The organism is Paracidovorax wautersii (assembly GCF_031453675.1).
Taxonomy (GTDB): Bacteria; Pseudomonadota; Gammaproteobacteria; order Burkholderiales; family Burkholderiaceae_C; genus Paracidovorax.
In genome coordinates, this window is record NZ_JAVIZX010000001.1 from 3780027 (window position 1) to 3798554 (window position 18528).

Annotated in this window: 17 protein-coding genes and 1 pseudogene; 7 read left to right on the forward strand and 11 right to left on the reverse strand. The window is 69.3% G+C overall.

The features are described from left to right. Positions 1 to 37 precede the first annotated feature (37 nt). From QE399_RS16985 to mmsB, 3 genes are all read left to right on the forward strand, one after another. Entirely contained in the window at positions 38 to 613 is a 576-nt protein-coding gene (locus tag QE399_RS16985) for an MOSC domain-containing protein (RefSeq protein WP_309830543.1), read from the forward strand. Positions 614 to 615: 2 nt separating this feature from the next. Next, a complete protein-coding gene (locus tag QE399_RS16990) occupies positions 616 to 1107 on the forward strand; it encodes a TfoX/Sxy family protein (RefSeq protein WP_309830545.1) in 492 nt (163 codons plus the stop codon). Between the two features lie 250 nt (positions 1108 to 1357). Further along, entirely contained in the window at positions 1358 to 2254 is an 897-nt protein-coding gene (gene mmsB / locus QE399_RS16995) for a 3-hydroxyisobutyrate dehydrogenase (RefSeq protein ID WP_309830547.1), read from the forward strand. A gap of 144 nt (positions 2255 to 2398) precedes the next feature. On the opposite strand, the gene QE399_RS17000 is transcribed toward mmsB, so the two are convergent. After that, positions 2399 to 3334, reverse strand: coding sequence for a GSU2403 family nucleotidyltransferase fold protein (locus QE399_RS17000; RefSeq protein ID WP_309830549.1), 936 nt, complete (start codon positions 3332 to 3334; stop codon positions 2399 to 2401). A gap of 88 nt (positions 3335 to 3422) precedes the next feature. Beyond that, positions 3423 to 3992 carry a retropepsin-like aspartic protease family protein gene (locus QE399_RS17005; RefSeq protein ID WP_309830550.1) on the reverse strand — a complete coding sequence of 190 codons (570 nt, stop codon included), beginning with the start codon at positions 3990 to 3992 and terminating at the stop codon, positions 3423 to 3425. Between the two features lie 155 nt (positions 3993 to 4147). Between QE399_RS17005 and QE399_RS17010 the strand changes: the two genes are divergently transcribed. Further along, positions 4148 to 6424 carry a TonB-dependent receptor family protein gene (locus tag QE399_RS17010; RefSeq protein ID WP_309830552.1) on the forward strand — a complete coding sequence of 759 codons (2277 nt, stop codon included), beginning with the start codon at positions 4148 to 4150 and terminating at the stop codon, positions 6422 to 6424. A gap of 61 nt (positions 6425 to 6485) precedes the next feature. Here QE399_RS17010 and QE399_RS17015 read toward each other — a convergent pair whose 3' ends face one another. Beyond that, positions 6486 to 7409, reverse strand: a complete 924-nt coding sequence (locus tag QE399_RS17015) for a LysR family transcriptional regulator (protein ID WP_309830555.1) — start codon at positions 7407 to 7409, stop codon at positions 6486 to 6488. A gap of 110 nt (positions 7410 to 7519) precedes the next feature. Here QE399_RS17015 and QE399_RS17020 point away from each other — a divergent pair. Together QE399_RS17020 and QE399_RS17025 are read left to right on the forward strand one after the other, a co-directional pair. Next, a pseudogene (locus QE399_RS17020) lies at positions 7520 to 8413 on the forward strand (MBL fold metallo-hydrolase); the annotation flags it as partial. Continuing rightward, the gene (locus tag QE399_RS17025; protein ID WP_309830556.1) at positions 8407 to 9162 is read left to right on the forward strand and encodes a DsbA family protein; all 756 of its coding nucleotides are present in this window, start codon (positions 8407 to 8409) and stop codon (positions 9160 to 9162) included. The pseudogene QE399_RS17020 and the gene QE399_RS17025, both read left to right, overlap by 7 nt. A gap of 143 nt (positions 9163 to 9305) precedes the next feature. On the opposite strand, the gene QE399_RS17030 is transcribed toward QE399_RS17025, so the two are convergent. The 8 genes from QE399_RS17030 to QE399_RS17065 all read right to left on the reverse strand — a co-directional run bounded on the left by QE399_RS17030 (position 9306) and on the right by QE399_RS17065 (position 17531). Further along, positions 9306 to 10298: a Bug family tripartite tricarboxylate transporter substrate binding protein gene (locus QE399_RS17030; RefSeq protein WP_309830558.1), complete on the reverse strand. Its 993-nt coding sequence runs from the start codon at positions 10296 to 10298 to the stop codon at positions 9306 to 9308. A 146-nt stretch (positions 10299 to 10444) separates the two neighbouring features. Then, a complete protein-coding gene (locus QE399_RS17035; RefSeq protein ID WP_405043828.1) occupies positions 10445 to 11500 on the reverse strand; it encodes an SMP-30/gluconolactonase/LRE family protein in 1056 nt (351 codons plus the stop codon). Between the two features lie 126 nt (positions 11501 to 11626). Next, a complete protein-coding gene (locus QE399_RS17040) occupies positions 11627 to 12727 on the reverse strand; it encodes a lactonase family protein (protein WP_309830560.1) in 1101 nt (366 codons plus the stop codon). Positions 12728 to 12756: 29 nt separating this feature from the next. After that, entirely contained in the window at positions 12757 to 14052 is a 1296-nt protein-coding gene (locus QE399_RS17045; RefSeq protein WP_309830562.1) for a TRAP transporter large permease, read from the reverse strand. A gap of 4 nt (positions 14053 to 14056) precedes the next feature. Beyond that, positions 14057 to 14545, reverse strand: coding sequence for a TRAP transporter small permease (locus QE399_RS17050; protein WP_309830563.1), 489 nt, complete (start codon positions 14543 to 14545; stop codon positions 14057 to 14059). Positions 14546 to 14710: 165 nt separating this feature from the next. Then, positions 14711 to 15676, reverse strand: coding sequence for a TRAP transporter substrate-binding protein (locus tag QE399_RS17055; protein WP_309830566.1), 966 nt, complete (start codon positions 15674 to 15676; stop codon positions 14711 to 14713). An 86-nt stretch (positions 15677 to 15762) separates the two neighbouring features. Next, positions 15763 to 16713 (reverse strand): SMP-30/gluconolactonase/LRE family protein, encoded by a 951-nt coding sequence (locus QE399_RS17060; protein ID WP_309830568.1) that lies wholly within the window; start codon positions 16711 to 16713, stop codon positions 15763 to 15765. 5 nt (positions 16714 to 16718) lie between these two features. Next, a complete protein-coding gene (locus tag QE399_RS17065; RefSeq protein WP_309830570.1) occupies positions 16719 to 17531 on the reverse strand; it encodes an NAD-dependent epimerase/dehydratase family protein in 813 nt (270 codons plus the stop codon). A gap of 66 nt (positions 17532 to 17597) precedes the next feature. On the opposite strand from QE399_RS17065, the gene QE399_RS17070 reads away from it, so the two are divergent. Beyond that, on the forward strand, positions 17598 to 18392 hold the full coding sequence (locus tag QE399_RS17070) for a FadR/GntR family transcriptional regulator (RefSeq protein WP_405043831.1): 795 nt from the start codon (positions 17598 to 17600) through the stop codon (positions 18390 to 18392). The last annotated feature ends 136 nt before the right edge of the window (positions 18393 to 18528 follow it).

An 18528-nucleotide genomic window follows, 5' to 3' on the forward strand; every position in this document is an offset into this window, starting at 1 on the left:
GATACATAAGCGCCAGAGTCTGATTTCATTCAAACCCATGGCCGCCGCCCCGCTGCACACCACCGTCCTGGCCGTCCACCGCGACGCCGCGCACCAGTTCTCCAAGGAGACGGTGCCGGCCATCGTGCTGGAGGCCGGTCTGGGTGTGGCGGGCGATGCCCACCACGGCCGCACCGTGCAGCACCGCTCGCGCGCCAAGGTGGACCCGCACCAGCCCAACCTGCGGCAGGTGCACCTCATCACCGCATCGCTGCTGAGCCACCTCGTGGACCAGGGCTTCGTCGTGGCGGCGGGCGAGCTGGGCGAGAACATCACGCTGCAGTCCGCCCCCGGGCTCCAGTGGGAGGAACTGATCGCCCTGCCCGTGGGCACGCAACTGCACTTTGCGCAAGGCGCAGTGGTCGAGCTGACCGGCCTGCGCAATCCCTGCAGCCAGATCGACCGCTTCCAGCGCGGGCTGATGGCCGCCATGCTGGACAAGGACGCGGCCGGCAACGTCGTCCGCAAGACGGGCGTGATGGGCATCGTGCTGGCGGGCGGCACCGTGGCCGGCGGCGATACCGTTCAGGTCGTGCTGCCCGCTCTGCCCCACCGGCCCATGGAGCGCGTGTAGCGATGCCGGCCCGCCCGCTCTCCGACGAGACGCTGCACCTCATCGACGCCGTGCGCGACGGGCTGGCGCAGCGCTGCGGCGCGGCGGCGCTGGAAGAGCGCACGCTGTTCGGCTGCTGGGCCTTCTTCGTTCAAGGCAAGCTGTGCATCGGCGTGAAGGGCGAGGACCTGCTGGTGCGCCTGCCGCCCGAACGGCACGGCGAATTCCAGGAGATGCAGAACACGCGCGAGCTGTCGCCCGGCGGCGGCATGCAGGGCTACTTCTGGGTCGAGCCGCACGGCTATGCGCGCAGCGCGCAGTGGGCGTTCTGGCTGGACGAGGCTGTGGCGTACAACCCGCGCGCCAAGGCCAGCCCCAAGCGCCGGCCGGCGGGCACGGCCCCCGCCGCAGCCGGCGCTACGCCACGCAAGGCGACGGGCAGCGTCCGCCAGAAGAAGCCGTCCGCACTACCCACGGGCCCGCGCCGCCACAGCATTTTCGAGGCCGACGACTGAGCGCCCCGCAGCCGGCCCCACGCTTGCCCATCTATCTACACCATGCCTCTTCGCACCGTCCGCCTCGGCAGCCTGCACGCAGCGGGCGAAGGCGCGCGCATCGGCACGGTGCGGCGCACAGGTGCGGGCGCCAGCTGCTGTAGTTCAAACCATTTCGGCCTGCAGCGCTTGATCTACCTGCGCAGGCTGCTATCAAGAACATAAGCACCACCCTCCAAGCAACCATTTACCCACCAAAAGGAGACAACACATGAAGATCGCATTCATCGGCCTGGGCAACATGGGCGGCCCCATGGCCATCAACCTGCACAAGGCCGGCCACGACGTCAGCGCGTTCGACCTGTCCAAGCCCGCCTGCGAGAAGGTCGCGGCCGACGGCGTGCGCATCGCGGCCGACGCGGCCAGCTGCGTCAGCGGCGCCGAGGTCGTCGTCAGCATGCTGCCCGCCAGCCCGCATGTGGAGGCGCTATTTCTGGGCAACGGCCAGCAGCCCGGCCTGCTGCCGCTGCTGGCGGCCGGCACGCTGGTCATCGACTGCTCGACCATCGCCGCAGCCACCTCGCGCAAGGTGGCCGAGGCGGCGAAGGCGCGCGGTATCGCCTTCATCGACGCGCCGGTCTCCGGCGGCACGGGCGGCGCCATTGCCGGCACGCTGACTTTCATGGTGGGCGCCGAAGCTGCCGACCTGGAACGCGCCCGCCCGTTGCTCGAAAAGATGGGCGCCAACATCTTCCACGCCGGCAGCGTGGGCGCCGGCCAGACGGCCAAGATCTGCAACAACATGCTGCTGGGCATTCTGATGGCCGGCACCAGCGAGGCCATCGCCCTGGGCGTGGCCAACGGGCTGGATCCGAAGGTTCTCAGCGAGATCATGCGCCGCAGCTCCGGCGGCAACTGGGCGCTGGAGAAGTACAACCCCTGGCCCGGCGTGATGGAAGCGGCACCGGCCAGCAAGCAGTACGCCGGCGGGTTCGGAACCGACCTGATGCTCAAGGACCTGGGCCTGGCCCAGGAGAACGCCATGGCCGTGAAGGCGTCCACGCCGCTGGGCGGGCTGGCGCGCAACCTGTACGCATCGCACAGCCTGGCCGGGCACGGGGCGCTGGATTTCTCCAGCATCCTGTTCTCGGTGCAGAAGAAGAGCTAGGGACTGTTCACACTAGTTGTGCCAGATGCGTTGCGATGCCCATGGGCATCGCAACCCGAAGGGAAGGCCTCCCGAAGCCCGGTATTTGCCGTCCTGCAACGGGTCGGAACAAGGCCGCCCGGGAACAAGCCGGGCGCAGGCTCTTCAAGGCAGATAGCCGTCCAGCAGTTGCTGCACGGCATCCGCCTGCAGGACGTCCCGCCGCCGCTTGAGCGGATCGCGGTCTCTCTGCGTAGCCATCCAGCGTTTGAACTGGACAAACGTGGCGGGGTCGACAGTGTTCATGCGCGCCATGCTGCCATTGGTCGCCACGACGATGGCCGAAAAGCCCGGAGAGTCGAGCAACACGCTGGCGCGGCGGGCCTGGGCGACCCAGAAGTCTTCATCGTCCTCGCTCAGCTTGATGGGATGCGGGTCATCCGCTGTACGTTCGCGGCGGATGATGTCTACTTCAAAGCCGTCGCTGTTGACGGCGGTGTATTGCTGGCTTCTGCGAATGCGGAAACTGCGATCCACCTTCTTGAGAACACCCAGCATGGAGCTGTCGACACGCGCCAGTTGGGTGGCGAACTGGATCCGCTTGCGCGTGTCCCACAGCAGGTCGATATCGCGGGTGGCCAGTGCGTCCGAGTCCAGCCGCACGCCCGCTGCCGCCTCGTACGCATACAGCGCGTGCGTGCCGACCACGCGAAAGTGGGGGCTGAGCCGGGTGTCCGACAGGCGCGCCAGAAGGCTGGTCACCAATGGATCGACCCGGCCCACGCGCAGCGCCCGGTTCAACCGCCGGTGCTGTTCCAATGCGGCCTTGAGGCCTGCCATACGCTCCGCGCTGTCCTTCTTGCGTTGCATGAAACGCTCGTAGATGGCTTCGTTTTCGGGGCTGATCGCACCCAGACTGGTTTCGCCCCCCGAAGACGTGGTGCGGACAAGATAGCGGGTTTCCGGCGACGATGCCGGCCCTGCATGCCAGTACATGCCGCCACGCAGTTGCGCAGCCTCCTGCTGGGCCTCTTCCCAGGCCTCAAAGGTGGCGACGGCATCGATGTACTGCCGCGCGGCAGCGGCATTCAGATCCTGCATTTCGGTATTTTCTACACTAATTTGAATTTATACCGAAAATCCAATTGAAACAATGACTTAATTTGACCATAGATGCGCATCCGCGCCCTTATCGCGGATGCAGCACCATCCTGTCGCTCTTGATCTCAACGTCGAAGTGCCGCAGGAAGTTCTGGCCCAGCAGCGCGTCACCGTCCTCGTCGCCGGTGTAGCCGGTGCCCACGCGCAGGCCGGAGACCACCAGTGAGCGCACGGCCACCGAGTCGGCCGTGGTGACCCAGCCCTCGCGCGTGCCGTTGGCCGTGCGGAACGTGGTGCGCTCGCCGCCCGACAGGCCGGCCTTGCGGGCCAGCGCGTCGGTCACGCTGACCAGGCTGGCGCCCGTGTCCACCAGGAAGTTCACCGGCTGGCCGTTGATGCTGCCGGACACGCGGAAGTGCCCGTCGCGGTGGCGCGGAATGACCAGCGCGCCATCGGCCTGCACCTGGCTGGCGGCAGGCCGCTGCCAGTGCTGCATGGCCAGGTAGAGCGCGCCCATCACCACCAGCCAGAAGGCCAGGATGCCCAGCGTGCCTGTGCGAGCGAAAGCGCGGGTGCGACTCGCACCGGCCTCTTGCGCGTCTTCCACCTCGGCGGCGCGTGGGGGCGGCTTGCGCCAGCGATCGGGAAGATTGCTCATAGGGTGCGGATGGATGAATGAGAGGGCGGGCGGGGCCGCGGGCCTCAGGAGTATGGCAAAGGTGGCACGCCGCTCTGCGTAGGAGGCCGGCGTTCCCTGCCCGCGGGTGATCGGCTGACAGCGCGGCCCATGCGGTTGCGATACTCTGCGCCCCCATGCTCCAGACCACCACCAGCGCCCCGGCGGCGCCTGCCGCCTGCGTGCGGCCCCAGCCCCCCGCGCCGCGCGCCCACCGCAATCCCCTCCGCCCCCCGTTCCGTGCCGCGCTGGTCTACGGCTGCGCCCTGGCGGCGGCCGGTGCCACCGCTTTTCCCGCCGCCGCACAAAGCGACGACGCCGCCACGGTGACGACCACAGCCGCCGCATCCAGCGGCGGCGCCCTGCCCGCCGTGCAGGTGCAGGGCAGCGCCGAAGCGCAGCGCCGCTTCGACGCCGCCGCCAGCCACACCAGCGTGGCGGTGGATGGCTTCACCGCGCCCACGCCGCTCGTCAATCTGTCGGAACTGCTGGCGGGCCAGGCCGGCGTGGTGGCGCTGGACCGGGGCAACTACGCGCAGGATCTGCAGATCGCCGTGCGCGGCTTCGGAGCGCGTTCCACCTTCGGCGTGCGCGGCGTGCGCATCCTGGTGGACGGCATCCCCGCCACCATGCCCGACGGCCAGGGCCAGGCCGCCACCGCACAGCTGCAGTCCGCCGCGCAGGTGGACGTGCTGCGCGGCCCGCTGGCGCAGCTCTACGGCAACGCCGCCGGCGGCGTGTTGCAGGTGACGACGCGCGAGCCGCGCGAAGGCACGGGCGGGCTGAGCGGCGCCCAGGTGGGCGTGGCCGCGGGCTCGTCCGGCCAGCGGCTGCTGGATGCCTCGCTCGACTTCGGGGACCGCACGCTGGGCGGGCTGATCGATGTGTCGCAGTTCGAGACCGACGGCTGGCGCGACCACAGTGCTGCGCGGCGGGTGCACCTCAACGGCAAGCTGGTGGCCCGCCCCAGCGCGGACACGAAGATTACCGCGCTGGTGAACCTGTACGACCAGCCCAAGGCGCAGGACCCACTGGGCCTGAATCGTGCCCAGTTCAACGCCAACCCGCGCCAGGCCGCCAGCGTGGCCGATACCTTCGACACGCGCAAGTCCGTGGCGCAGAACCAAGTGGGCGTCGTGCTGGAGCACCAGTTCAACCCGGCCGACAGCGTGCGAGTGCGCGCCTATGGCGGCACGCGTGACCTGCGCCAGTACCTGTCTTTCAGCGGCGCCGCGGTCAACAGCGCCGGCGGCGTGGTCGACCTGGACCGCGACTACTACGGCCTGGGCCTGGCCTGGACGCACGCCACGCGCATGCCCTCGGGCCTGCCGCTGACCTGGACGGTGGGCCTCGACGCCGACCGCTTGGCCGAGCGGCGCCAGGGCCTGGTCAACAACAACGGCACGGCGGGCGACCTGCGCCGCAACGAGCGCGACCAGGCCGGCAACACCGACCTGTTCGCCCAGGTGGACGCCTGGATCGCCCCCACCCTGCGCGCCGTGGCCGGCCTGCGCGCCAGCCGCGTGCGCGCCGAGGTGGACGACCGCTACATCACCGCCGCCAACCCCGACGACAGCGGCAGTCGCAGCTGGCGCCAGACCAGTCCGGCACTGGGCCTCGTCTGGGCCGCGACCGAGCAATTGAACCTGTACGCCAACGTGGGCCGCGGATTCGAAACGCCCACGCTGGCCGAGATGGCCTACAGCGCCGGCAACACCGGCCCCAACTACGCGCTGGGCGCCTCGCGCAGCTGGCAGTGGGAGCTGGGCGCCAAGTGGCAAGGCACGTGGCAGGGTGTGCCGCAGCGGCTGGACATGGCGTGGTTCGACGCACGCAGCCGCGGCGAGATCGTGCCCGCGGCCACCGTCAACGGACGCACCGTGTTTCAGAACGCCGACAACGTGAGCCGCTGCGGCTTGGAGCTGGCCTGGAGCGCGCAGGCCGGGGCCTGGACGCCGCGCGCCGCCTACACCTATCTGGACGCCTTCTTCGGCAGCGCCTACACCGGTGCCGGCGGCGCACAGGTGCCCGCCGGCAACCGCCTGCCGGGCACGGCCCGCCATGTGGCGCAGCTGGCGCTGGATTACGCCCCCACGGCGGCGTGGCAGCTGGGCGCCAGCGTGGACCTGTCGGGCAAGGTGTTTGCCGACGACCGCAACACCGAGTCCGCCCCTGGCTTTGCCGTGGTGGGCTTGCGCGCGGGCTACACGCTGCGCGGCCCTGCGAGCGGCGGGCAGACAGGCGGCGGCAAGGAAGCGGGGAGCGCCCCGCGCTGGCAGCTGTGGGCGCGGCTCGACAACCTCTTCGACCGGCGCTATGCGGGCTCGCTCATTGTGAACGACGGCAACCAGCGGTTCTTTGAGCCGGCGGCGGGGCGGCGCATCATGGTCGGCCTGCGGGCACAGTTCCTGTAGCCGCCGCAGACTTCGAGCAAAAATGGCCTCCAGCGCTTATGCATCAAGCGCAAGCAGCTACTCAAACCATAGCAAATGATGCGCCGGGTGCCTGCCCGGGCGCGGCCTCGCCCCAGGCCTGGGCCAGAAAGTCCAGCATGCTGCGCAGCGTGGCCGGCAGCCGCTCGCGCGAGGCGTAGAGGCCGTAGATGCCCATGGCGGTGGGCTGCCGTCCCGGCAGCAGCGCCACCAGCTGGCCGGACGCGATGTAGGGCGCGGCCGAGTACACCGGCTGCAGGCTGATGCCGGCGCCCGCCAGCGTGGCGTGCAGCAGCACCACGGACTCGTTGGCGCTCAGGTTGCCGCCCACCGGCACCTCGTCCGCGCCCTGCGCATCGTCAAAGCGCCACAGGCTGCGGCCGAAGTACGAATACGTGAGGCAGTTGTGCACGGCCAGGTCGTGCACGCCCTGCGGCGTGCCGCGCGCGGCCAGGTAGGCGGGCGCGGCGCACACCACCGAGTCGCACCGGCCCAGCGGCCGGGCAATGAGGCCCGGGTCCAGCGCGTTGGTGATGCGGATAGCCAGGTCGATGCGCTCCTCCACCAGGTTCACCGTGCGGTTGCTGATCTGCAGATCGACCGCCGTGTGGGGGTAGCGGCGCAGGTACTGCGCCACCAGGGGCGCCAGGCGGGCCTCGGCCAGCGACTGCGAGCAGGCGATGCGCAGCATGCCCCGCGGCTCGTCGGCCTGGGTGTCCGCCGCGGCGGGCATCTGCCCGGCCAGCGCCAGCAGCTCGCGGCAACGCGCCAGCGTGGCCTCGCCCGCGGCGGTCAGCCCCAGGCGCCGCGTGGTCCGGTGCAGCAGGCGGGCACCCGCCCAGTCCTCCATCTCGGCCAGGTAGCGGGTGACCATGGCGCGCGACATGTCCAGCGCCTCGGCCGCGCCGGCCAGACTGCCCTTGTCCACGATGGTGGCGAAGACCTGCGCGGCGGTGATGCGGTCCATGATTTGTTCGATCCATGCAATTCAACAGGCCGAATTCTGGGGTTTTTTGATCGATCCGTGCAATCTACAGTCGCTCCATCGTTCGAAAACCCCTGGAAAGGTCTGCTGCCATGTTCCGTCGCACCCTGCTGCTGTCCGCCCTCGCCGCCTCGGCGGCCCTGCCTGCCGCACCCGCCTTCGCCGCGGCCCCGCCGCTGCGCCTAGAGGTCTTCAACCCCGGCGCGGCCTCGCTGTTCCCGGTCACCTCGGTGCTGGTCACCGGAAAGCGCGACGCCGTGCTGATCGACGCGCAGTTCCAGCGCAACGACGCCGAGGCGCTGGTGCAGAAGATCCGCGCCAGCGGCAAGCGCCTGACCACCATTTACATCAGCCACAGCGATCCGGACTTCTACTTCGGGCTGGACGTGGTGCATGCGGCCTTCCCGCAGGCCCGCATCGTCGCCACGCCGTCCACGCTGGCGGCCATCCGCGCCTCGCGCGACGGCAAGATTGCGCACTGGGGCCCCATCCTCAAGGCGAACGCGCCGCAGGCGCTGGTCGAGCCCCAGCCCCTGAAGGGTGACCACCTGCTGTTGGAGGGCCAGAAGCTCCAGGTGGTGGGACTGGACGGCCCGACGCCCGCGCGCACCGTGCTGTGGATCCCTTCGATCCGCGCCGTGGTGGGTGGCGTGCCGGTGTCGGCCAACATCCACCTGTGGGTGGCCGACACGCAGACGCCGGCCCAGCGCATGTACTGGCAGCAGACGCTGGACGGCATCGATGCGCTGCAGCCCCGCACGGTGGTGCCCGGCCACTACCTGCCCAACGCCGACGGCAGCCTGCCGCACACGCCGGCCTCCGTGCAGTTCACGCGGGACTACCTGCGCGCCTTCGACGCCGAGGCCGCCCAGGCCGCGGACTCGCGCGCGCTGGTCGCTGCCATGCAGCGCCGCTACCCGCAGTTGGGCGAATCGGCCTCGCTCGACCTGAGCGCCAAGGTCATCAAGGGAGAAATGCAATGGCCGAAGTGATCGCCCTGCCCCACGGCGCCACGTTGCACTACATCCACGACCCGCTGTGCGGATGGTGCTACGCCGCCGCGCCGCTGGTGGAAGCCGCGCGCCACGTGCCCGGCCTGGCGGTGCGCTGGCATGCCGGCGGCATGATGGCCGGCCCCGGGCGGCGCGGCATCACGCCGCAGTGGCGCGACTACGTGATGCCGCACGACCGCCGCATCGCGGCGCTCACGGGCCAGCCCTTCGGCACCGCCTACTTCGACGGCCTGCTGCGCGACACCACGGCGGTCATGGACTCCGAGCCGCCCATCACCGCCATGCTGGCCGCCGAAGCCCTGCACCCCGGCAGCGGCGGGCTGGACATGCTGCACCGGCTGCAGACGGCGCACTACGCGCAGGGCCGCCGCATCGCCGACAGCGACGTGCTGCATGCCCTGGCGGCCGAGGCCGGCTGGGATGCGGCAGCGTTCGCCCTGGCCCTGGCCCAGGCGCAGGGCGAGCCCACGCAGCAGCACATCGCACGCAGCCGCCAATGGCTGCGCACGGTGGGCGGCCAGGGCTTTCCCACGCTGGTGCTGGAAGCGGCCGACGGCACGCTGGAGGTGCAGGACCTCTCGCCTTGGCTCGGTCAGCCTGCGCGGTGGCAGCACCACCTGGCGCAGTGGGTCGCCGAGCAGCGCCGGGAGGCAGCCGCATCCGCACCGGGAGCGACGCCCGCCCTGGTGTGCACGCCTGGCGAAGGCTGCGGGCCCGCGTAGCCGCAGCTGCGGGCCGACGCAAAAAAGCCCGCTGCGCACGGTGGCGGCAGCGGGCAATTCACCTCCGGACAAAACGGGGTGCCGGCGGTAGGCGCCCAGGGCCGATGGCCCCTGCGCCTGTGCCGGCCGGGGCCGGGGCCGGGTCAGTCGACCTTGATGTTGGCCGCCTTGATGACCTGCGCCCACTTCTCCACTTCGGCCTTCTGGAAGGCGGCGATCTGCGCGGTGGTCAGGTCGGCGGGCTCCATGCCGAAGCTCTTCAGGCGGCTTTGCATGTCGGGCTGGGCCAGGATCTTGCGGATCTCGTCGTGCAGGCGCGTGACGATGGGCGCGGGCGTGCCGGCCGGCACGAAGATGGCCTGCCACGACTGCACCTCGAAGTCCTTCAGGCTGGCCACGCCGGACTCGGCCACCGTGGGCACATCGGGCATGGACGACAGGCGCTTGGCCGAAGTGACGGCGATCGCGCGCAGCTTGCCGCTCTGGATGTGCGGGGCCGCCACCACGGTGGTGTCGAACATCATGTCCACTTGGCCGCCGATCACGTCCTGGATGGCCGGGCCGCTGCCCTTGTAGGGCACGTGCGTGAACTTCACCCCCGACTTGTACGACAGCAGCTCCAGCGCCAGATGCTGCGAAGTGCCCGTGCCGGCCGATGCCGACGACAGGCCGCCCTGGCGGCTCTTGGCAGCGGTCAGCACGTCCTGCAGCGTCTTGTAGGGGCTGCTGGCGGCCACCACCAGCACCACGGGGTTGGTGCCGATCAGCGTCACGGGCGCGAAGGACTTGATCGGGTCGTAGCCCAGCTTGGGGTACAGGCTCACGTTGATGGCGTGCGAGCTGATGGTGCCGCCCAGCAGCGTGTAGCCGTCCGGCGCGGCGCGCGAGGCGATCTCAGACCCCACGCTGCCGCCGGCCCCGCCCTTGTTGTCCACCACCACCGTGGTGCCCAGCACCGGCCCGAGCTGCTGGCTGATGAGGCGGCCCAGCGTGTCGGTGGTGCCGCCCGCGGCGAACGGCACCAGGTAGGTAACGGTCTTGCCCGTCGGCCAGGCGCCCTGCGCGGCCGCCGGCAGCGCCCAGAGGGCTCCGGTGGCGGCGAGCACGGCGGTGCCGATGAGGGATCTGCGTTGCATGGTGGATGTCTCCTGAGATGTGAAAGAAAAGAAAAAGAAACAGGGAAAAAGAAATCGGGGTGGCTGCAGGTGCAGGCCGCCAGCCCCGGCTGCGCTCGCAGACGAGCGAGGCCGGGTTGCGGCGCAGCGGACGGCGGGCAGCGGGCTCAGACGGCTCCGCGCACCTCGACGTACAGCGCGTAGATCGAGTGGCTGCTGGCCATGAACAGCCGGTTGTTCTTGGCACCGCCGAAGCACAGGTTGGCGCAGCGTTCGGGCAGGCGGATGTGGCCGATGGCCTTGCCTGCGGGGTTGAATACCATCACGCCGTCCAGGTCGGCGGCGACGGAATCGGCCCCGCCGTTGCTGCCCCAGCCGGCCCAGATGTTGCCGTCTTCATCGATCTTGAAGCCGTCCAGCGCGCCCGTGGTGCTTTCGACCACGACCGTGGGGTTGGCCAGCCCGCCGCGCGCCGTCACGTCGTAGCGCTGCAGCTGGCGGCGGCCTTCGGCGGTGCGGGCCACCAGGTACAGCTGCTTCTCGTCGGGCGTGAAGGCCAGGCCGTTGGGGAAGCGCGCTTCCATCACCCGGTCCAGGCGGCCGTCCGGGTCGATGCGGTACAGCGCGTGCGGAAGCTCGGACTGCGCCTTGTCGCCCTCCCAGTGGCCACCGATGCCGAACGGCGGGTCGGTGAACCAGATCGAGCCGTCCTTCTTGCAGACGATGTCGTTGGGCGAGTTCAGGCGCTTGCCCTCGAAGCGATCGGCCAGCACGGTGATGCTGCCGTCGTACTCGGTGCGGGTGACGCGGCGCGTCAGGTGCTCGCAGGCCAGCAGCCGCCCCTGGCGGTCGCGCGCCAGGCCGTTGGAGAAGTTGGACGGGTTGGGGAACACGCCCGTCTGGCCCGTGGTCTCGTCCCACCGCATGATGCGGTTGTTGGGAATGTCGGACACCAGCAGGTAGCGGCCGTCGGCCACCCACACCGGGCCTTCGGCCCAGCGCAGGCCGGTGGCGATCTGCTCCACGCTGCTGCTGAACAAACGGTACTTGGTGAAGGATGGATCCAGCACCTGCACGGCCGGGTCGGGGTAGCGCTGGTTCGGCTTGAAGTCGAAGGCCTGGGCCTGGGCCACGCCCGTGGCAGTGGCGGCCAGGGCACCGGCCATGAAGCGACGGCGCGAAGCAGCGCCGGCGGGGGTCTGGGGGGCGTCAGCATGGGGCATGAAGGGTCTCCTCTGGTTCATGGATGGGCCACGCGAAGGGCGCGGGCGCACCCGGGTGGCAACGTTGTCAAAATGCGCTGCGCCGGCGGGGCGATGGCGGTCCGCCCCGCTTGGGTCAACGCACGTTCAAGGCAGATCGACGATTTCGACCCAGTTGGGGTTCTTGCCCGCAGGGAAGCGCTGCGGCGTGCCCGGCACGCCCGTGGCGGGATCGATGGGGTGCACGGACACGCTGTGCGACTCCTGGCCCGCGGCGATCAGGAAGCGTCCCGAACTGTCCACGGCGAAGCCGCGCGGCGTCTTCTCGGTGGGCACCTGGGCCAGCAGTTGCAGCTGCCCGCTCGCCGCATCCACGCGGAAGGCCGACAGCGTGCTGGACGTGCGTTCCGACGTGTACAGCGTGCGGCCATCAGGCGACAGGTGCAGGTCTGCCGCCCAGGGCTTGCCGGTGAAGCCGGCAGGCAGCGTGCTCAGCCGCTGCAGATCGCGCAGCGCGCCGCGCGCCGCGTCGTACTCCAGCACGTGCACGCTCGCGTCCAGCTCGTTGAGCAGGTACATGCGGCGCTGGGCCTTGTCCCAGGTGAAGTGGCGCGGGCCGGCCTTGGCGGGCGTGATCGACGTCAGGGCCGGGTCGTTGGCGGTCAGCTGGCCGGTGTCGGGGTTGAACCGCCAGCTGGAGAGGTTGTCGCCCCCCAGGCTGGTGGCGAACACGTAGCGGTTGGCCGCGTCGGCATGGATGGCGTGTGCGTTGGGCGAGGTCGGAATGTTCTGCACCACGGGGCCGGCCTGGCCGTCCACGCCGATGCGGTTGACGGTGATCTTGTTGCCGCCGTACGAGGCGGCGAACAGCCAGCGGCCCGTCGCATCGGTGTCGATGTTGGCCATGCTGTCGGCCAGGGGGGACTCGCCCAGTTTGCGCAGCCGGCCGTTCTCCGGGTCGATGGCCAGGCTGACCACGCGGTACGGCTGCGAGCGCAGTGCCACGTACAGCGTGCGCTTGTCGGGCGACACGGCCATGGGCATGGCCTGGCCGCCCAGCGGCACCGTGTCGGCATGGCGCAGCGCGCCGGCCGCATGGTCGAGCTGGTAGACCGACAGGTCCTGGCTGTCGGCGTTGGACACATACACCCAGGTGGAGGGCTGCGTGCCGGTGCTGCCGCAGGCCACCAGCAGCGCCGCGGCGGCGGCCACGGGCACGAGGGTCTTGAGGAGGAAACGAGCGGTCATGGAAAACCCACTTTCTCAGCGCGTAGCTGTCATTTGACGACCATGAAGAGGCTGGGCAGCCAGGTGGAGAAGGCCGGCACGAAGGTCACCAGCCCCAGCGCGAAGATCAGCGCCCCGTAGAACGGCCAGATGGTGCGCATCACCGTGCCGACCGATACGCCCCCGATCGCGCACCCCACGAACTGCGTGGTGCCCACCGGCGGGGTGTTCAGCCCCAGCGCGCAGTTGATGAGCATGACGATGCCGAACTGCACCGAGGTCATGCCGTACTCCTGCGCGATGGGCAGGAAGATGGGCGTGCACAGCAGGATGGTGGCGGCCATGTCCAGGAACGTGCCCAGCACGAACAGGATGATGTTGATCAGCAGGAACACCATCCAGGGCGTGGTCGTCACTTCGGCCAGCATCTTGCCCGTCAGCTCGGCCACGCCGTACAGGCTGATGAGGTAGCCGAAGGTGCTGGAGATGCCGATCAGCAGCAGGATCACGCCCGTGGTGCGCACGGCCTTGGAGGCCGCCTTGATGAAGTGCTCCCACTTGAGCGACTTGTACAGAAAGATCGTGAGACCCAGCGCGTACAGCACCGCCACGGCCGCCGATTCGGTCGCCGTGAAGATGCCCGACAGGATGCCGCCCAGGATGAGCACCACCACGAACAGCCCCGGCAGTGCCGCGGCGAACGAGCGCGCCACGATGTCCCAGCCCGGGAACGTGCCCTTGGGGTAGCCGCGCTTCACGGCCACGGCGTAGGCCGCCACCAGGTTGGAGATGGTCAGCACCAGCGCCGGCACCAGCGCGGCGAGGATCAGCGCCGCGATCGACACCTTTCCGCCCGCGGCCAGCGCGTAGATGATGATGTTGTGGCTGGTGGGCATGAGGGCGCCGACCAGGGCCGCATGCGTGGTCACGTTGACCGCGTAGTCGGCGTGGTAGCCCTCCTTCTTCATCATCGGGATCATCACCGCGCCCATGGCGGACACGTCGGCCACCGGCGAGCCCGAGACGCCGCCGAACAGCGTACAGGCCACCACGTTGGACATGCCCAGCCCCCCGCGCACATGGCCGATCAGGTTGCGCGCGAAGTTGACGATGCGGTCGGCAATGCCGCCGTACAGCATCAGCTCACCGGCGAAGATGAAGAACGGAATGGCCAGGAACGAGAACACGCCCATGCCCGAGGTCATTTGCTGGAAGCCGACCTCCAGGGGCAGGCCCTCGTACAGCAGGGTGGCCAGGGCCGACAGGCCGATGGAGAACGCCACCGGCACGCCCAGCAGCAGGAACAGCGTGAACGACACGCTCAGGATCAGCAATGGAACGGTCATGACTTCAGCCCCAGGCAGGTTCGACTTCGCGGCCTTGGGCCAGAGCGATGATGTGTTCGATGGAAAACAGCGTGATCAGCGCGCCGGCGATGGTCGCCGGCACGTACTTCCAGCCTTCGGAGATGCCGAGCGTGGGCAGCTTGTAGTCCCAGACGGAGCCGGCCAGCGAGGCGCAATTCCAGGCCATGGCCAGGCCGAACACCAGGATCAGCGCGTGGATGAGGTATTCCATCTTGATGCGCAGCCAGTCGGGGGCCAGCACCAGGAAGGACTCGAGACCGATGTGGCCGGCGTCGCGCACGCCCACGGCCACGCCGAACATGGTCACGTACAGCACCAGCAGCAGGGCCAGGCTTTCCGCCCAGGTGGGCGTGTTGTTGAGCACATAGCGGCCGAACACCTGCCAGCTCACCGCGCAGATGACGGCGACCAGCCCGATGATGCCCAGCCACATGCACAGCCGCGCCAGGGTGCGGCAAATCTTGGTATACATGGTTTTATGATTAAAAAGTGGCTCTAGCGCTTATTCAGCAAGCGCAGACAGCTATCAAATTTGATGCATTGACGCACCGGCGCAGGCGGCCGGCGGGCCCGGCGGCGCCCCACGTCCGACAGGAACGCGGGGCGACGCCGTGGGCACGCCAGCCGGCCGGAGCCGTTACTGCGTGTCCTGCACGCGCTTGACCATGTCCTTCAGGCGCGCGTCGGTGATGAACTTGTCGTACACGGGCTTCATGGCGGCCTGGAACGGCGCCTTGTCGACCTCGATGATCTCGGCGCCGCCGGCCTTCACCGTGGCCAGGGCCTTGGCTTCGCGCTCGGCCCACTGCTTGCGCATGTGGGGCACCGACTCCTTGGCGGCCTGGCGGACCCAGCCCTGCTCCTCGGGCGAGAGGCGGTCCCACGCGCGCTTGGAGAACAGCAGCATCTCGGGCGCCATCGAATGCTCGGTCTTCGAGAAGTACTTGGCCACCTCGAAGGCGCGGGCGCTTTCGTACGTGGGGTAGTTGTTCTCGGCCGCGTCGATCAGGCCGGTCTTCAGGCCCGTGTACACCTCGCCCATGGGCATGGGCGTGGCGTTGGCGCCCATGGCCTCCAGCATGCTCACCCACAGGTCGGACTGCTGCACGCGCACCTTCAGGCCCTTCATGTCGGCCAGGCTCTTCACCGGCTTCTTGGCGGTGAACATCGAGCGCGCACCGCTGTCATAGAAGGCCAGGCCCACGAAGCCCTGCTTCTCGCAGGCCTTCAGGATCTCCTGCCCCACGGGGCCGTCGAGCGACTTGTGCATGTGCTCGACCGACTTGAACAGGAACGGCATGGTGGGCACCAGCGTCTCGGGGCAGATGTTGTTCATCGCGCCCACGTTGATGCGCACCATCTGCAGCGCGCCGATCTTGGTCTGCTCGATGGTTTCCTTCTCGCCGCCCAGCGCGCCGTTGGGGTACACGCGCACGGTGTGCTTGCCACCGGACAGCTGCTTGAGCCGCTCGCCCATGAATTTCACCGCGGTGACGGTGGGGTAGTCGTCGGGATGGATGTCCGCGGAGCGGAACTCGGTGGCGTGCGCCCCGAGCGCGGCGATGCTGGCCACAACGGCGGCCACGAGGGTCTTGAGTTGCATGTGTCTACCTCTTTCTCTTCTCTGTTGGAATGGTGGATGGCGGCGGGGCAAGTGGACTCGTGATGCTGCGCCCCGCCGCAGACACGCTAGGCGTGCTGCTTGAACCCCGGCTCTGCCAAGCCCTGGGTGCCCGGGCGCAGCGCGAACACGCCGCCGGCCAGGGGTTGGTCGGCCAGATCCACGCCGGCAGGCCGGATGGACGTGACATAGAGGGTGTCGAGCCGCGGCCCGCCGAAGGCGCACATCGCCGGCTTCTTCACGGGCACTTCCAGCGAGCGGTCCAGCCGGCCGTCGGGCGTGAAACGGTGCACCAGGCCGGCATCGTTGCCGCAGATCCAGTAGCCGCCGTCCACGTCGATGGCCGCGCCATCCGGGCGGCCCGGCAGCGGCTTCATGTCGGCGAACACCCGGCGGCTGTGGGGCGTGCCCGTGTCGGTGTCGTAGTCGAACGCCCAGATGGTCTGCACCTGCGGATGCGAGTCCGACAGGTACATCGTGCGGCCGTCGGGGCTGAACGCGATGCCGTTGGGCACGATCAGCTCGCCCAGCAGCAGATCCACCGGCGCGGCGCCGGCCGCCGCTTCGGCAGCACCGTAGCGGTAGACCTTGCCCACGCGGGCGGCAGCGCCCATGTCCAGCAGCATGGTGCCGGCGACGAAGCGGCCCTGCCGGTCGCAGCGCCCGTCGTTGAAGCGCATGCCGGCAGCGGCGTGCGCCACCGCCGCCAGCGGGCGCGCGGAGAGGGCGTCCACCGGCCCTGCCCCGTCAGCAGCGGGCAGCGACAGCAGGAACAGGCCGCTCTCCAGGCCCGCAATCCATTGCCCGGGCGCACCTTCGCAGGCGGCCATGCAGGCCAGCATCTCCGGCGCCCGCCACTGGCGGTGCTGCCCGGCGGCATCGACTTCGCCCGCGGACCAGCGGTGCAGCAGGCCCTGGGGAATGTCGGCCCAGTACAGGGCTTGTTCGGCGGCTCGCCAGACCGGGCTTTCGCCGGTGGCGCAGCGGGCGTCCACAACCAATTCGGCAAGGCTGCCCATGGTGCTCAGCCCTCGAAAGGTCCTTGGGCGGTGAACGCGCCGCCCTGGTACACGGCGGCCGGATCGGTCGCCGCGGGCGCCGGCTGGGCCTCGACCTTGGCGCGGAACGGCTCCGAGCTGTCCTTGGGCGCGTAGCCGAGATGGGCCGCGGCATGGTTGTCCCACCACAGGTCGCGGTTGGCCGAAGCACCGTAGACCACCGTGTGGCCGACATCGGGCGTGAACAAGGCCTTCTCGACCAGCTGCGTCAGGTCGTCGTAGCTGAGCCAGGTGCTCATCATGCGACGGTCCTTCGGCTCGGGGAACGACGAGCCGATGCGCAGGCTGACGGTCTCGATGCCGTAGCGGTCGAAGTAGAAGCTCGCCATGTCCTCGCCGAACGACTTGGACAGGCCGTAGTACCCGTCGGGCCGGCGGCGCGCGTTGGCGTCGATGCACTCGTCCTGCTTGTAGAAGCCAATGACGTGGTTGGAGCTGGCGAACACCACCCGCTTGACGCCATGGCGGCGGGCGCCCTCATAGATGTGGAAGATGCCTTTGATGTTGGCTTCCAGGATCTGTTCGAACGGCCGTTCGACGGACACGCCGCCCAGGTGCACGATGGCGTCGCAACCCTGCACCAGGGCGTCGACGGCGGCCTTGTCGGCCAGATCGCAGGGCACCACTTCCTCGCCCGCGCCGGTGGCAGGCGCCATGGGGGCGACATCGGAGAGGCGCAACACGTCGGCCAGGGGGCGCAGCCGCTCCCGCAGAACGACGCCGAGCCCGCCGGCGGCGCCGGTCAGCAGAAGGCGATGGAGACGGTTTTCTGGGTGCATGGAGGATTCGCTAGGCACAATTGTTATAAGTTGTCGTACAACACGCAGGGGATTATCATCAGACTCATGAGCACGCTGCCAAAGGGATTACCCGCATACCCCCACGGGGCCGAATTGACGGTCGGCACAGCCGTGCCGGTCGCCCCCCCCGTGCGCCGCGTGCGAGGCTTGGCCAACGTGCTGGTGGAAAACGTCAGCGCACAGATCCGCGACCGCCTGCTGACCCCTGGGGACAAGCTGCCCACCGAGTCGGAACTGATGCGCGCACACGACGTCAGCCGCACGGTCGTCCGCGAGGCCCTGTCCAAGATGCAGGCCGCCGGCCTGGTGGAAACGCGCCACGGCATCGGCACCTTCGTGCTGCCGCCGCGCACCTCGGGCGTGTTCCGGCTGGACCCGTCCGAGCTGGCCGCCTCGGTGGATGTGCTGGCGGTGCTGGAACTGCGCATCAGCCTGGAAACCGAATCCGCCGGCCTCGCCGCCCAGCGCCGCACCGACGAGCAGTTGCACGCCATGCGCGACGCCCTGGATGCCTTCGCCCGCAACGTGGCGGAGCACGGCGACACCGTGGCGCATGACTTCCGCTTCCACCTGCACATCGCCAAGGCGACGGGCAATCCGTATTTCGCGGACATCATGAACCACCTGGGCACCACGCTCATTCCGCGCACCCGCATCGCAGCTATCAGCAAGACCGACCCCGGCAATGCCTACCTGCACCGGGTGAACCGAGAACACGAAGAGATCTACATGGCCATCGCCCGCCAGGACCCCGAGTCGGCGCGGGCCGCGATGCGCATCCACCTCACCAACAGCCGAGAGCGCCTGCGGGCCGCGCAAGAGGCCGCTAAGGTCAGTTGATCTACGCGCCTCGGCGCGCACCGCCAGGGCACCACGCCCGGGCGACGGAGAGCGGGCCTTGGCAGCCGCGAATATGCCGCGCGGTGGTTAGGCGTGCGGGCCGCTGACCAGTGAAATCGGCCAGTCTTCGAGGTTC

Excerpts from the sequence above, each read along its gene's own strand:
- QE399_RS17045 (WP_309830562.1), bottom strand. The coding sequence starts at position 14,052 with ATGACCGTTCCATTGCTGATCCTGAGCGTGTCGTTCACGCTGTTCCTG.
- mmsB (WP_309830547.1), top strand. The coding sequence starts at position 1,358 with ATGAAGATCGCATTCATCGGCCTGGGCAACATGGGCGGCCCCATGGCC.
- QE399_RS17005 (WP_309830550.1), bottom strand. The coding sequence starts at position 3,992 with ATGAGCAATCTTCCCGATCGCTGGCGCAAGCCGCCCCCACGCGCCGCC.
- QE399_RS17025 (WP_309830556.1), top strand. The coding sequence starts at position 8,407 with ATGGCCGAAGTGATCGCCCTGCCCCACGGCGCCACGTTGCACTACATC.
- QE399_RS17050 (WP_309830563.1), bottom strand. The coding sequence starts at position 14,545 with ATGTATACCAAGATTTGCCGCACCCTGGCGCGGCTGTGCATGTGGCTG.
- QE399_RS16985 (WP_309830543.1), top strand. The coding sequence starts at position 38 with ATGGCCGCCGCCCCGCTGCACACCACCGTCCTGGCCGTCCACCGCGAC.
- QE399_RS17055 (WP_309830566.1), bottom strand. The coding sequence starts at position 15,676 with ATGCAACTCAAGACCCTCGTGGCCGCCGTTGTGGCCAGCATCGCCGCG.
- QE399_RS17010 (WP_309830552.1), top strand. The coding sequence starts at position 4,148 with ATGCTCCAGACCACCACCAGCGCCCCGGCGGCGCCTGCCGCCTGCGTG.
- QE399_RS17040 (WP_309830560.1), bottom strand. The coding sequence starts at position 12,727 with ATGACCGCTCGTTTCCTCCTCAAGACCCTCGTGCCCGTGGCCGCCGCC.
- QE399_RS17065 (WP_309830570.1), bottom strand. The coding sequence starts at position 17,531 with ATGCACCCAGAAAACCGTCTCCATCGCCTTCTGCTGACCGGCGCCGCC.
- QE399_RS16990 (WP_309830545.1), top strand. The coding sequence starts at position 616 with ATGCCGGCCCGCCCGCTCTCCGACGAGACGCTGCACCTCATCGACGCC.
- QE399_RS17015 (WP_309830555.1), bottom strand. The coding sequence starts at position 7,409 with ATGGACCGCATCACCGCCGCGCAGGTCTTCGCCACCATCGTGGACAAG.
- QE399_RS17060 (WP_309830568.1), bottom strand. The coding sequence starts at position 16,713 with ATGGGCAGCCTTGCCGAATTGGTTGTGGACGCCCGCTGCGCCACCGGC.
- QE399_RS17070 (WP_405043831.1), top strand. The coding sequence starts at position 17,598 with ATGAGCACGCTGCCAAAGGGATTACCCGCATACCCCCACGGGGCCGAA.
- QE399_RS17035 (WP_405043828.1), bottom strand. The coding sequence starts at position 11,500 with ATGCCCCATGCTGACGCCCCCCAGACCCCCGCCGGCGCTGCTTCGCGC.
- QE399_RS17030 (WP_309830558.1), bottom strand. The coding sequence starts at position 10,298 with ATGCAACGCAGATCCCTCATCGGCACCGCCGTGCTCGCCGCCACCGGA.
- QE399_RS17000 (WP_309830549.1), bottom strand. The coding sequence starts at position 3,334 with ATGCAGGATCTGAATGCCGCTGCCGCGCGGCAGTACATCGATGCCGTC.